Here is a 12999-nt window from a genome sequence, read left to right as displayed (position 1 = left end):
GCCATGCCGGACGTGACCACCGAACTCCGGCTCGACGGGCGGACGGTGTGGGTGACGGGCGCCGGGAAGGGCCTCGGCCGGGCGGTCGCGGTCGCCCTCTCCCAGGCCGGAGCGACCGTCGCGGTGACCGCCCGCACGGCCGCCGACCTGGAGAGCCTGGAGGCCGAACTCGCCGCGCACGGCGGCAAGGTGCTGGTCCTGCCCGGCTCCGTCGCCGACTCCGCCGCCGTACGCGCCATCGTCGGCCGTGTCACCGACGCCACCGGCCGCCTCGACGCGGTCGTCAACTGCGCCGGTACGAGCCCCCACTTCACCCGCAGCGAGCGCGTCACCGACGAGGACTGGCGACAGGTCCTCGACGTCAACCTCCAGGGCACCTTCTACTGCTGCCGGGAGGCGGGCAGGGTGATGCTGGAGCAGCGCTCCGGCTCGATCGTCAACGTCTCCTCGGTGCACGCCCGTACCGGCTTCGAGCGGATCGCCGCCTACGCCGCCAGCAAGGGCGCGGTCGAGGCCCTCACCAAGTCCCTCGCCGTGGAGTGGGCCGACCGCGGGGTCCGCGTCAACGCCCTCGCGCCCGGCTACTTCCACACCGACCTCAGCTCGGGCCTGCTGGCCAGCCGGTGGGGCGAACGCATCGTCGACAGCACGCCGTTGGGCCGCGTCGGCGAGGTCTCGGAACTCGGCGGAGCCGCCGTCTTCCTCGCCTCCGACGCGTCCCGCTTCGTCACCGGCACCACGCTCACGGTCGACGGCGGCTGGACCGCGCGCTAGCTTCCGCTCACCGCTCGGGCGCGGGCCGCACCGTGAGGATCTGCAGCGCGTGCCCGACCGGGCCGTGCACGTCGTGCAGCACGGTGCTGGTCAGGCCCTGCCCGGTGGGCCCGAAGGTGACCGTCGTGTCCAACCCGGTCCAGCCGCCGACGGGTTGGCGGTGCAGATGGACGGTGAGGTCGACGTTCGGGTAGATCCAGGCGGTCGGCGGCTGCCGTACGGCGATGCCGTTCGCGGTGTCGACGAGCGCGAGGTAGGAGGCGAGCGGGCTGCTGGCCTCACCGGCGACCAGGGCGTGCCGGGTGGAGACCCAGGCGGTCGTACGGCCCGGCCGGGGCGGCGCCAGCGGCCGTACGTCCAGGGAGGCGATGTAGCCTCCGGGCCACAGCGCGCTCATCTCCCAGGGAGCCAACTCCTCCGGCGGGGTGAGGAGTTCGCCGGTGCCGCCCGCGACGGCGGAGGTGTCGGCGGCGGCGAGGTACCAGGCGCGGGCCCGCACCACCGGCCGGCCGGCGACCAGCACCACGGCCTCGACCAGTTCGATCGTGCGGCCGGGCCGGACGACGTCGACCCGGATCTCGCACTCGTCGAGGGCGAGCCGCCCCAGGATGTCGTAGCCGATCCGCGCCATCACCAGGCCCTCGCCCGGCCGTTGCGCCGCCACCTGGCGCTCGATGGCGTGGACGACGAGTCCGCCGAGCGGACTGAAGTGCAGCTCGGCCGGGTCCCAGGCGCCGCCCGCGTGGGCCGTGGGCTTGTAGCGGTGCTCGTCGATGCGCTCGTAGTAGCTGTCGGGGACCGGCGTTCCGGTGTTCAACGGACTTCTCTCCCATGGCTGTTCTCGCCGCGTGCGCGGTGTTCCGGTGACCACTCTGCCACCGTACGGAAAGGTCCATACCGGACGCGTCAAGTGATGGAGGGACGCGCCGGGTCGGCGGCGGGCTTGCGATCGGGTCCTGAACGGATGCCCCGCCGTCGGTGCCGACAGTGCCGAACTGTCGCTGATTCGGCTTCAGTTGTTGACGGCGGGCGGGGACGGGACTACAACCCCGGGAGAGCGCTCCCAACCCCACTGAGGAGACCCTCCATGCAGCTGTCCGCCAGACCTCCGACCGGAGCCGTGCGCCCGCGTACCGCCCTCGGTCTCGCCGTCGTCCTGATCCTCGCCTGCTTCGCCGCCCTGAGCCCCACGCCCGCCCGCGCCGCCGACCAACTCCTGTCCCAGGGACGGCCCGCCGCCGCGTCCTCGACCGAGAGCGGGGCCTTCCCCGCGAGCGCGGCCGTCGACGGCGACACCGGCACCCGCTGGTCCTCCGCCTTCGCGGACCCGCAGTGGCTGCGCGTCGACCTCGGCTCGGTCCAGCAGATCACCCGTGTCTCCCTGAACTGGGAGGCCGCGTACGCCACCGGCTACCAGATCCAGACCTCCACCGACGCGGCCAACTGGACCACCGTCTACTCCACCACCGGCGCCACCGGCGGCACCCAGAACCTCACCGTCACCGGCAGCGGCCGCTACGTCCGCCTCTACGGCACCGCCCGCGCCACCCCGTACGGCTACTCCCTCTGGGAGTTCCAGGTCTACGGCCCCGGCGGCACCACCACCCCGCCGGACGCCTTCTGGGGCAGCACCAGTGACATCCCGGCGGCCCACAACGCCGTCGAGGTGAAGATCCTCAACCGCACCAACGGCAAGTACCCCGACAGCCAGGTGTACTGGAGCTTCAACGGGCAGACGCACTCCATCGCCGAGCAGCCCTATCTCGACATGCCCGCCAACTCCGCGGGCCGCATGTACTTCTACCTGGGCTCGCCCACCAGTTCCTACTACGACTTCATCGAGTTCACGGTCGGCGACAACGTCTTCAACGGCAACACCACCCGCGTCGACGCCTTCGGCCTCAAACTCGCCATGCGCCTGCACGCCAAGGACGGTTACGACACCGAGGTCGGCGAGAACCGGGCGACCTTCGCCGAGGACCGCGCGACCACCTTCCAGCGGTTCACCGACGCGGTGCCGAGCCAGTTCAAGGTGCTGGCGCAGACCCAGGCGCCGTACCGGATCATCGCGCCCGGCAGCGACCCGAGCTTCCGCGCGGGCGGCGCCAACGCCAACTACTTCACCTCGTACGCCCAGTCGGTGGGCGTGAACGCGGCGACCTCCGACATCTTCGGATGCGCGGGCTCGCTGGCCGCCGACCCCAACACGTGCGCGGCCCTCAACCGCCATGTGGCCACGCTTCCGGCCTCGCAGCAGTCCGACCCGGCGCAGTTCTACAAGGCCGCCCCCGCCAACTACTACGCCAAGTTCTGGCACGACAACGCCATCAACCAGCTCGCCTACGGCTTCCCCTACGACGATGTCGCGGGCCAGTCCTCGTTCATCTCGCACGCCGGTCCGCAGTGGCTCCTGGTCGCCGTCGGCTGGTAGGCACCGACGCACAGGGAAACGGGGCCGCCCCTGTCAGGTGGGGCGGCCCCGTTTCATGGGGTGATGGCCTGCGCTACTGCACGTTGATCGTGAAGGTGGACGTGGTGTTGCGGATGTCCTGCGCGTTGCCGCTCATCCGCAGGTTGACGAAGGTGGCGGACCCCACGGCGGGTCCCTGACCGGGCTCGGGCAGTTCGTTGGCCCAGATGCCCCAGCCGGACTTGGCGTCGAACGCGTCTCCGCTCTTCTTGGAGTTGGTGATGGAGATGTCGGTGAAGATCGTGTCCTTCACCGGGAACTGCGGTTGTCCGCCGACGTAGTTGGTCTGGAACATCACTCCGCCGTACGTGGAGTTGTCGATGTCGACGTCGTTGACCCGGATGCCCTGGAAGACCTTCGAGGCCGAGAACGCCCAGATGGCGGGGAAGACCTGGGAGCCCCAGAAGTGGCCGCCCGTCCGGTCCAGGGAGACGTTCTCGATCGTCGTCGGATCGGTCCCGAAGCCGTTCATCGGGTAGCCGAAGTCCAGCGAGGAGATCGTGATGCCGGAGTAGACGAGGGTGTCGGCGACCCGGATGTTGCGGAAGGTGTTGTCGTAGCCGCCGTAGACGGCTATCCCGGCCGCCCGCCAGGTGAGGGTCGAGGTCAGGTTCTCGTAGAGGTTGTTCTTCTCGTCGGCGCCGCCCGCGTCGATCGCCGAGAAGAGCGCGAAGCTGTCGTCGCCCGTGGCGCGGGCGTCGTTGTTGACGACGTGGTTGTCCGTGGAGCCGTTCGTCATGTTGATGCCGTCGGCGAAGGTGTCACGGATGCGGGAGTTCTTGATGGTCACGCTGTCGGTGTTGGCGCCCCAGTACATGCACACCATGTGCTCGACCCAGATGTTGTCGATGGTGATGTTCGAGACGTTGGAGAAGTCGAAGACCTTGCCGGGGCCGTCGATGCGGGAGGTGTAGTTGCCGAAGTAGGCGAAGCCGGAGAACGAGGAGCCGTTCGCGGTGGCTTCGGCCCGGATGCCGATGTCGGTGTTCTCCTGCGAGGCGGGGGCGTGGAAGCGGGTGAACCACGGCCCGGCTCCGACGACCTTGACCGCCTTGCCGTAGACCTGCAGCTTGCTGGAGGTCTCGTAGTCACCGGCGGGCAGGTAGACGCCGACGAGCTTGCCCGTGGTGTCCATGCGGACCTTGTCGAGGGCGTTCTGCACGTCCTGCTGGGCGAATCCGGCCGGGACCGCGTAGGCGGCCGGGTCCGGGTTCGCCGTGGCCGTCGCCTCTTCGAGGTTGACGAAGTCGATCGCGTACGTGGACGAGTTGGCCGCGTCCTTCTGCAGCCGGATCTTGGAACCCGCCGGAACCGTCCTGCCCAGCAGGAGGTTCGCCTCGTCGTAGATGTGACGCGGGGCCCCGGCGCTCGGCGCGTTGCCGGGCGCGGTCTCGTTGCCGTACAGCCAGGCGTACTTGGAGGTCAGGTCGATGGCCTTGAGGAACTGGCCGTCGACGTAGACGTCGAGGGTCGAGTCGGTGCCGTCGGGGATGGAGAAGCGGGTGACGAGGGTGTTCGTCGCCGCGCGGGTGGTCCACTCGACGTACTGGCCGGTCGAGTTGAGGGTCACCGCCCGCCGGCCGCTCGCCTCCCCGGCGACGTCGCCGATGGTGCGGTTCGGGCCGACGACCTGGGCGCCGCTGCCCACCGTGCCGTCCTCGGCCTCGTACATGTCGTACGGCATGTCGGCGCCGCGGCCGACGAACAGGGGTTGTGTGGTGGTGTTGTTGGACCGCTTGACCGGGAGTTCGTTGGTGTCGTCGGCGATGACCGTCCTGACGCTGAACTTGCCGTTGACGGCCGTCCATGTGCCGAGGCTCACCGGTGCGGTCGTCTGGCCGGCCGCGATGGTGCCGTTGTAGGAGCCGGTGAGGGTCTTGACGGTGGTGCCGTTGCCGTCGAGGACGGTGAGCGTGACGCCGTGGGCGCCGGCGGCCGAGGCGACCGTGCCCTGGTTCTTGATCGCCACGGTGAAGGTGACGTTGTCGCCCGCCGAGGGGCTGGAAGGGGTCCAGGCGACCGGTGCGGCGACCAGGTCGGAGCTGGAGACCGGCTTGACCACGAGCGCGTCGGGGGCGGTGTAGACGTTGTTGCCCTCGTTCTGCTCGATGACCTTGTTCGACGGGTCCACCTCGGCGCCGAGCGGGTAACTGCCCGCGTCCCGTGCGCCGATGCTCGCCGTGACCGTCGCCGACGCGCCCGCCGCGAGGGCCGGGACGTCCGCCGTGGCGGCCTTGGTGCCGCCCAGCGTGAAGTTCAGGTCCGTGGCCTTGGACGCCTTGCTGCCGCTGTTGGTGACGGTCGCCGTCAGGCTGATGGCGTCCGACTCGACCGGGGCCGCGGGCGTGTGGGTGATGCCGGTGACCTTCAGGTCGGGGTTGGCGGCCGGGGTGCCGATCACCTGGAACTCGGCGACCTGCGCGCCCGGTGCACCGGTGTTGGAGGCGAACTTGAGCTGGACGTCGGCGGCGGCGCCGGAGACCGGGATGGTCACCGTGTTGCCGGTCGCCGGGTTGAACGTGTAGTCCTTCGCGGCGGCCAGACTCGTGAACGCGGTCGCGTCCTGGTCACGGCCCAGCACCTGGATGTTCTGCGTCCGCGTCGACCAGGCGGCATCCGGGTTCAGCTTCACGACGACCTGACCGAGGTCGGCGTTCGCCCCCAGCTTGGTGGTGAGCGTGGCCGGGTACGCGCCGCCCCCGCTCTCCCAATAGGTGCTCACCTGGCCGTCGTTGGCGTTCGCCGCGACATAGGTGAAGGTGTACGAGGAGGCGTCGATCGGCTTGCCCTGGGCGAGGTCGGACCCGCCGCCGGAACCGGCCCGGGTGACGCTGTTGCTCGCCACCGACACGTTCCCCGCGGCGTCCTTCGCCTTCACGTAGTAGGTGACCGTCGCCGTCGCCGACGGGGTGTCCGTGTACGAAGTGACGTTGCCCGCCAGGGACTTGACCAGCTGGTCGTTGGCGTAGACGTCGTACCCGGTGACCTGGACGTTGTCGCTCGACGCCTGCCAGGTCAGCTTCACGTCGCTGCCCGACTGCGTGTAGGCGAGGTTGCCCGGCGCCGTCGGGGCCTGGGTGTCGCCGCCCGTCCCCTTGCGGGTCACGCTGTTGCTGTTGGCGGAGACGTTGCCCGCCGCGTCCTTGGCCCGCACGAAGTACGTGATGTCGCTGCCGGCCGGCTGGGTGTCCGTGTACGTCAGCACGTTCCCGGCGACGCTGGACCTCAACTGCCCGTTGGCGTAGACGTCGTAGCCCGTCACGGCCGTGTCGTCGGTGGCCGCGCTCCAGGTGAGCTTGATCTGTCCGGTGGCCGGCTCGGTGTAGCTCAGGTTCGCCGGCGCGCTGGGTGCCTGGGTGTCACCGGTGGCCGGTCCGTAGACCTCCAGCTCCGAGATCTGCCCGGCGGGCCAGCCGGTGTTCGCCGTGATCAGCACCCGCACGTAGCGCGTGGTCGTCGCGTCGAAGGAGATCGTCGTCGACTGGTCGGTGGAGCTGTCGAAGGTGTACGCCTTCGACGCCGTCAGGTCGCCGAAGGTGCGGTTGTCGGTCGAGCCCTGGATCTTGAGGGTCTGGCTGCGGCTCGGCCAGCCGCTGGGCAGCCGCAGCGTCACCTGGTTGACCTTGACCGACGAGCCCAGGTCGACCTGGAGCCACTGCGGGAAGGCGTTGTTGGTGCTCTCCCAGTAGGTGTCGCGGTTGCCGTCGCCCGCGTTGGCGGCGCCGTACACATCGGCGTGCCCGCTTTCGCTGAAGGGCTTGCCCTGCGCGAGGTTGGGGGTGGAGGCGGTGGTGGTGAGGACCTGCATCTCGCTCAACTGGGCCGTTCCCGCGACCGAGTTGGTGCTGAAGTCGGCCCGTACGTACCGGGCGAGGGTCGACGGCACCGAGATCTTCACGGTGTTGCCGTCGCCGGGGCCGAAGACGTACTGCGCCGAGGACTTGAGCGTGGCGAAGCTCTTGCCGTCGTCGCTGCCCTGGAGCGCCAGCGTCTGCTTGCGGGTCGCCCAGCCCTCGGGCAGCCGCAGGACGACCTGCCGGACGCGCTTGCTGCTGCCGAGGTCGGTCTGCACCCACTGGGCCGACTTCTTCCCGGCCTGCCAGTAGGTGTCGGTGTCGCCGTCGGTGATGTTGGCGGCCCTGTGCGTGCCGCGGGTGCTGCCCGCGGTGGTTCGGGAGCCCGCGGCGACGTCGGGACCGCCGGCCGCGTGGGCGCTGACGGCGGGCAGCCCCAGCACCATCACGGCGGAGGCGAGCGCGGCGATGGCCGCGCCCCGTCCGGGGGATCTCTGCTTGTGTCGTGCCGGTCGATTCATACGGGGTCACTTCCTGCGGAGGCTCGCGCACCGGTGGGGCGGCGAGGGCGGCTCGTTCCTGGGGGAGTGGTGCAGGAGCAGAAAGGTGCGAGGTGAGGTGGTGCAAGCTGCCCCTGGGAGGCAGGTTTTTGCGTTGTTTCATCGAAATATTGCAGAGCGATGGGAAGGGGTCTACAGCTGGAACCGCGCAATATTCACCAGAAGCGCTCACCACTCCCAGGTGGCGCCAGGGTTGACTTGCGCGCACTTGCGGCCCCGGAACGAAAGTGAACGCAAGTCACGCAAAATCTTGCGCGATCCAACGTCGTTCAATTCCGCACCGCTTCTTCCTGGCGGATTCCGCGTCGACGCGTAACGTGATGCCCCATGAAGATCCTCATCAGCGCCGACATGGAGGGTGCGACCGGCGTCACCTGGCCGGCCGACGTGTTGCCGGGGACACCGCAGTGGGAGCGGTGCCGGGCGATGTTCACCTCGGACGTGAACGCGGCCGTCCTCGGCTTCCACGACGGCGGCGCCGACGAGGTGCTCGTCAACGAGGCCCACTGGACGATGCGCAACCTCCTGCTCGAACAGCTCGACGAGCGCACCGAGATGCTCACCGGACGCCACAAGTCCCTCTCGATGGTGGAGGGCGTGCAGCACGGCGACGTCGACGGCATCGCGTTCATCGGCTACCACGCGGGCGCCGGCATGGAGGGCGTCCTCGCCCACACCTACCTCGCGAACTCCATCACCGGCGTGTGGCTGAACGACGTCCGCGCCAGCGAGGGACTCCTCAACGCGCATGTCGTCGCCGAGTACGGGGTACCGGTCGTCCTGGTCACCGGTGACGACGTGGCCTGCGAGGACGCCCTCGGGTACGCGCCCGGGGCGCTGAAGGTGGCCGTCAAGGACCATGTGTCGCGGTACGCGGCCGTGTGCCGCACACCGGCCAGGACCGCCGCCGACATCCGCGCGGCGGCGAAGGAGGCGGCGAAACTGGCGGTCCGTCAGGAACCGGTGCGGGGCGGCCCGTTCACCGTCGCCGTGGAGTTCGACGCCGAGCACCTGGCGATGGCCGCCACCGTCGTCCCCGGCGTCGCACGGGTCGGGGAGCGGAAGGTGGCGTACACGCACGACACCATGTACGACGGCATCCGGACCTTCAAGGCGGTCACCACGATCGTCTCGGCCGCGGTGGAGGAGCAGTATGGCTGACATCGACGAGCGGGCCCTGGCCGAGGCCGTGACGTTCACCTCGGACCTGATCCGCATCGACACGACCAACCGGGGCGGCGGCGACTGCCGGGAGAGACCCGCGGCCGAGTACGCCGCCGCGCAACTGGCCGGCGCCGGGCTCGAACCCACCCTCCTGGAACGGACCAGAGGCCGGACCAACGTCGTCGCCCGCATCGAGGGCACCGACCCCTCGGCGGACGCGCTGCTCGTCCACGGTCACCTGGACGTGGTGCCGGCCGAGGCCGACGACTGGAGCGTGCACCCCTTCTCCGGGGAGATCCGCGACGGCGTCGTCTGGGGGCGCGGCGCGGTCGACATGAAGAACATGGACGCGATGATCCTCGCCGTCGTCCGCGCCTGGGCCCGGCTGGGCGTACGGCCCCGGCGCGACCTCGTGATCGCGTTCACCGCCGACGAGGAGGCCAGCGCCGAGGACGGCTCCGGATTCCTCGCCGACCGGCACGCCGGGCTCTTCGAGGGCTGCACCGAAGGCATCAGCGAATCAGGGGCGTTCACCTTCCACGACGGCTCCGGCCGCGAGATCTACCCCATCGCCGCCGGTGAACGCGGCACCGGCTGGCTCACGTTGACCGCGCACGGCCGCGCGGGCCACGGCTCCAAGGTCAACCACGAGAACGCCGTCACGCGCCTCGCCGCCGCGATCACCCGCATCGGCGAACACACCTGGCCGCTGCGGCTCACCCCGACCGTCCGCGCGGCCCTCACCGAACTCGCCGCCCTGTACGGCATCGACGCCGACCTCGACGACGTCGACGGACTGCTCACCAAGCTCGGCCCGGCGGCGAAACTCGTCGAGCCCACGGTCCGCAACAGCGCCAACCCGACGATGCTGAAAGCCGGTTACAAGGTCAACGTGATCCCGGGCGAGGCGGTGGCCTTCGTCGACGGGCGCTATCTCCCGGGCGGCGAGGACGAGTTCCGCACCACCATGGACCGGCTCACCGGCCCGGACGTCGACTGGGAGTTCCACCACCGCGAGGTGGCCCTCCAGGCACCGCTCGACTCCCCGACCTACGCCCGCATGCGCGCCGCCGTCGAGGAGTTCGCCCCCGAGGGCCATGTGGTCCCGTACTGCATGTCCGGCGGCACGGACGCCAAGCAGTTCTCGCGGCTCGGCATCACCGGCTACGGCTTCGCACCGCTGAAGCTCCCCGAGGGCTTCGACTACCAGGCGCTGTTCCACGGAGTCGACGAACGCGTCCCCGTCGAGGCACTCCACTTCGGCGTCCGTGTCCTGGACCGCTTCCTGAGGACGGCCTAGCAAGTGGGGGAGAACGTGCAGACCTTGGCCTACGGTTCATGGCCCTCGCCTATCGACGCGGCCCTCGCCGCCGCGCACGACGGACACCCCGAGTACGTCGGCTTCGTCGGCGACGAGGTCTGGTGGACCGCACCACGGCCCACCGAGGGCGGCCGACGCACCCTGGTGCGCCGCCACGCGGACGGCTCCGAGGAGTCGGTCCTGCCCGCGCCGTGGAACGTCCGCAGCCGGGTCATCGAGTACGGCGGACAGCCCTGGGCCGGCGTGGTCCAGGACGGCCGCCCCCTCGTGGTCTTCGTGAACTTCGCCGACCAGCGCCTGTACCTCCTCGACCCCGGGAACGAACCGCGCCCGCTCACGCCCGTGTCCCGGGTGGGCGGCGGACTCCGCTGGGCGGAACCGCAGATGCGCCGGGACCGGGGTGAAGTGTGGTGCGTGCTGGAGGAGTTCACCGGCGAGGCACCGGGCGACGTGCGGCGCGTGCTGGCCGCCGTACCGCTGGACGGATCCGCCGCCGAGGACCGGCGGGCCGTACGCGAACTCACCGACGACCGGCACCGGTTCGTGTCCGGACCGCGTGTCTCGCCCGACGGGCGGCAGGCGGCCTGGCTCGCCTGGGAGCATCCCCGGATGCCGTGGGACGGCACCGAGCTGCTGCTCGCCGAGATCGCCGATGACGGCACGTTCGGGGCGGCCCGGACCGTCGCCGGCGGCCCCGAGGAGTCGATCGCCCAGGTCGACTGGGCCTTCGACGGCTCGCTGCTCTACGCCGCCGACCGCACCGGCTGGTGGAACCTCTACCGGGACCACCAGCCGCTCTGCGCCCGCGAGGAGGAGTTCGGCGGCCCGCTGTGGAAGCTCGGCCAGCGCTGGTTCGCACCCCTGGAGGGCGGACTGATCGCCGTCGTGCACGGCCGGGGCGCCGCCGCGCTCGGCGTACTGGACCCGGAGACCGGCGAGGTCGTCGACGCGGCCGGACCCTGGACCGAGTTCACGTCCACCCTCGCGGTGAACGGCGAGCGCATCGTCGGCGTCGGGGCCAGCCCGCGCAGCGCCCAGGAGGTCGTCGAACTCGACACCCGCACCGGCAGGGCCCGGGTGATCGGCGCCGCCCACGACGACCCGGTGGACCCCGCGTACTACCCCGAACCGCAGATCCGCACCTTCACCGGACCCGCCGGACGGGACATCCACGCCCACATCTACCCGCCGCACAACCCGAGTTGGGCCGCACCCGGCGACGAACTGCCGCCGTACGTGGTCTGGGCGCACGGCGGACCCACCAGCCGGTCCCCGCTCGTCCTCGACCTGGAGGTCGCCTACTTCACCTCCCGCGGCATCGGAGTCGCCGAGGTCAACTACGGCGGCTCGACCGGCTACGGCCGCGAGTACCGCAACCGGCTGCGCGAGCAGTGGGGCGTCGTCGACGTCGAGGACTGCGCCGCCGTCGCGCAGGCCCTGGCCGACGAGGGCACCGCCGACCGCGCCCGGCTCGCGATCCGGGGCGGCAGCGCGGGCGGCTGGACCAGCGCCGCGTCCCTCGTCACCACCGATGTCTACGCCTGCGGCACCATCATCTATCCCGTCCTCGACCTGGCCAACTGGGCCACGGGGGAGACCCACGACTTCGAGTCCCGGTACCTGGAGAGCCTGGTCGGCCCCCTCGCCGAGGTGCCCGCCCGCTATGTCGAGCGCTCACCCGTGGAGCACGCCGACCGGGTCACCGCGCCGTTCCTGCTGATGCAGGGCCTGGCCGACGTGATCTGCCCGCCCGTGCAGTGCGAACGGTTCCTGGAGCGGATGCGGGGACGCCATGTCCCGCACGCCTACCTCGCGTTCGAGGGCGAGGGCCACGGCTTCCGCCGCGCCGACACCATGATCCGCGCCCTGGAGGCCGAACTCTCCCTCTACGCCCAGGTCTTCGGCATCGACCCGCCCGGCGTCCCCACCCTGGAGCTCACCAAGTGACCGCGCTCGTCCGCCCGTTCCGACTCGCCCCCGGCGCCCGCGTGGCCGTCGTCGCACCCAGCGGTCCGGTCTCCGAGGAGCGGCTGGAGGCGGGCCTCGACATCCTGCGCGGCTGGGACCTCGACCCGGTGGTGGCACCGCATGTGCTGGACCGGCAGCACGAGTTGGGCTACCTCGCGGGCGCGGACACCGACCGCGCGGCCGATCTCCAGAACGCCTGGTGCGACCCGACCGTCTCCGCCGTGCTGTGCGCCCGCGGCGGCTACGGCGCCCAGCGCATGGTCGATCTCCTCGACTGGGAGGCGATGCGCGCCGCCGGGCCGAAGGTGTTCGTCGGCTTCAGCGACCCCACCGTGCTGCAGCAGGCGTTCGCCACCCGGCTGGGACTGGTCACGCTGTACGGGCCCGTCGCCGCGGGCGCCGACTTCACCAAGAACGCCCGCGCGCAGGAGCACTTGAGGGCGACCCTCTTCGACCCGGAGTCCGTGCGGACCATCCGCGCCGTCCCCACCGGAGGCGGCGCGCTCGTGCCCGGTCGGGCCCGCGGTGTCACGCTCGGCGGATGCCTGGCCCTGCTCGCCGCCGACCTCGGCACCCCGCACGCGTCGGCCGGTGCGCGGGGCGGGCTGCTGATGATCGAGGACGTCGGTGAGCAGACGTTCCGTGTCGACCGGATGCTGACCCAACTCCTGCGCAGCGGCTGGCTCGACGGCGTCGCGGGCATCGTCCTCGGATCGTGGGACCGCTGCGGACCGTACGAGCAGCTGCGCCCGGTGCTCGTCGACCGGCTCGGCGGACTCGGCGTCCCCGTGCTGGAGGAGTTCGGGTTCGGGCACTGCGACGGGGCGCTGACGATACCGCTCGGCGTGAGCGCCGAACTCGACGCGGACGCGGGCACGTTGACGCTGGACGAGCCCGCGCTGCGCTAGCCGTCCGCTCGTCGATCTCCTGTCAGGAAACACCACTGAC

General features: G+C 70.8%; 8 protein-coding genes. 6 read left to right on the top strand and 2 right to left on the bottom strand.

Features of this window, described 5'->3' with window-relative positions:
* Nucleotides 1–3: 3 nt before the first annotated feature.
* Nucleotides 4–774 (top strand): SDR family NAD(P)-dependent oxidoreductase, encoded by a 771-nt coding sequence (locus ACIPTO_RS02395; protein ID WP_401188779.1) that lies wholly within the window; start codon nucleotides 4–6, stop codon nucleotides 772–774.
* 7 nt (nucleotides 775–781) lie between these two features.
* On the opposite strand, the gene ACIPTO_RS02390 is transcribed toward ACIPTO_RS02395, so the two are convergent.
* Nucleotides 782–1591: a thioesterase family protein gene (locus ACIPTO_RS02390; protein ID WP_401188777.1), complete on the bottom strand. Its 810-nt coding sequence runs from the start codon at nucleotides 1589–1591 to the stop codon at nucleotides 782–784.
* Nucleotides 1592–1861: 270 nt separating this feature from the next.
* Here ACIPTO_RS02390 and ACIPTO_RS02385 point away from each other — a divergent pair, with 270 nt between their 5' ends.
* Nucleotides 1862–3205 carry a beta-1,3-glucanase family protein gene (locus ACIPTO_RS02385; RefSeq protein ID WP_401188775.1) on the top strand — a complete coding sequence of 448 codons (1344 nt, stop codon included), beginning with the start codon at nucleotides 1862–1864 and terminating at the stop codon, nucleotides 3203–3205.
* Between the two features lie 73 nt (nucleotides 3206–3278).
* Here the strand turns inward: ACIPTO_RS02385 and ACIPTO_RS02380 are convergent, their stop codons facing one another.
* Nucleotides 3279–7559, bottom strand: a complete 4281-nt coding sequence (locus tag ACIPTO_RS02380; RefSeq protein ID WP_401188772.1) for a discoidin domain-containing protein — start codon at nucleotides 7557–7559, stop codon at nucleotides 3279–3281.
* Between the two features lie 366 nt (nucleotides 7560–7925).
* On the opposite strand from ACIPTO_RS02380, the gene ACIPTO_RS02375 reads away from it, so the two are divergent.
* The 4 genes from ACIPTO_RS02375 to ACIPTO_RS02360 are packed head-to-tail and all read left to right on the top strand — an operon-like array spanning nucleotide 7926 to nucleotide 12959.
* Nucleotides 7926–8759, top strand: coding sequence for a M55 family metallopeptidase (locus ACIPTO_RS02375; protein WP_401188770.1), 834 nt, complete (start codon nucleotides 7926–7928; stop codon nucleotides 8757–8759).
* Nucleotides 8752–10062: a M20/M25/M40 family metallo-hydrolase gene (locus ACIPTO_RS02370; protein ID WP_401188767.1), complete on the top strand. Its 1311-nt coding sequence runs from the start codon at nucleotides 8752–8754 to the stop codon at nucleotides 10060–10062. The genes ACIPTO_RS02375 and ACIPTO_RS02370 overlap by 8 nt, the downstream gene beginning before the upstream one ends.
* A 3-nt stretch (nucleotides 10063–10065) precedes the next feature.
* Nucleotides 10066–12030 carry a prolyl oligopeptidase family serine peptidase gene (locus tag ACIPTO_RS02365; RefSeq protein WP_401188764.1) on the top strand — a complete coding sequence of 655 codons (1965 nt, stop codon included), beginning with the start codon at nucleotides 10066–10068 and terminating at the stop codon, nucleotides 12028–12030.
* Nucleotides 12027–12959 carry an LD-carboxypeptidase gene (locus ACIPTO_RS02360; RefSeq protein ID WP_401188761.1) on the top strand — a complete coding sequence of 311 codons (933 nt, stop codon included), beginning with the start codon at nucleotides 12027–12029 and terminating at the stop codon, nucleotides 12957–12959. The genes ACIPTO_RS02365 and ACIPTO_RS02360 overlap by 4 nt, the downstream gene beginning before the upstream one ends.
* Nucleotides 12960–12999 lie beyond the last annotated feature (40 nt).

The sequence above is a fragment of the Streptomyces sp. NPDC090083 genome (assembly GCF_044747445.1).
Classification (GTDB): Bacteria; Actinomycetota; Actinomycetes; order Streptomycetales; family Streptomycetaceae; genus Streptomyces.
The sequence above is the reverse complement of the archived record's forward strand: the minus strand, read 5'-3'. Positions and strand labels throughout refer to the sequence as shown.

Excerpts from the sequence above, each read along its gene's own strand:
- ACIPTO_RS02370 (WP_401188767.1), top strand. The coding sequence starts at position 8,752 with ATGGCTGACATCGACGAGCGGGCCCTGGCCGAGGCCGTGACGTTCACC.
- ACIPTO_RS02385 (WP_401188775.1), top strand. The coding sequence starts at position 1,862 with ATGCAGCTGTCCGCCAGACCTCCGACCGGAGCCGTGCGCCCGCGTACC.
- ACIPTO_RS02395 (WP_401188779.1), top strand. The coding sequence starts at position 4 with ATGCCGGACGTGACCACCGAACTCCGGCTCGACGGGCGGACGGTGTGG.
- ACIPTO_RS02375 (WP_401188770.1), top strand. The coding sequence starts at position 7,926 with ATGAAGATCCTCATCAGCGCCGACATGGAGGGTGCGACCGGCGTCACC.
- ACIPTO_RS02380 (WP_401188772.1), bottom strand. The coding sequence starts at position 7,559 with ATGAATCGACCGGCACGACACAAGCAGAGATCCCCCGGACGGGGCGCG.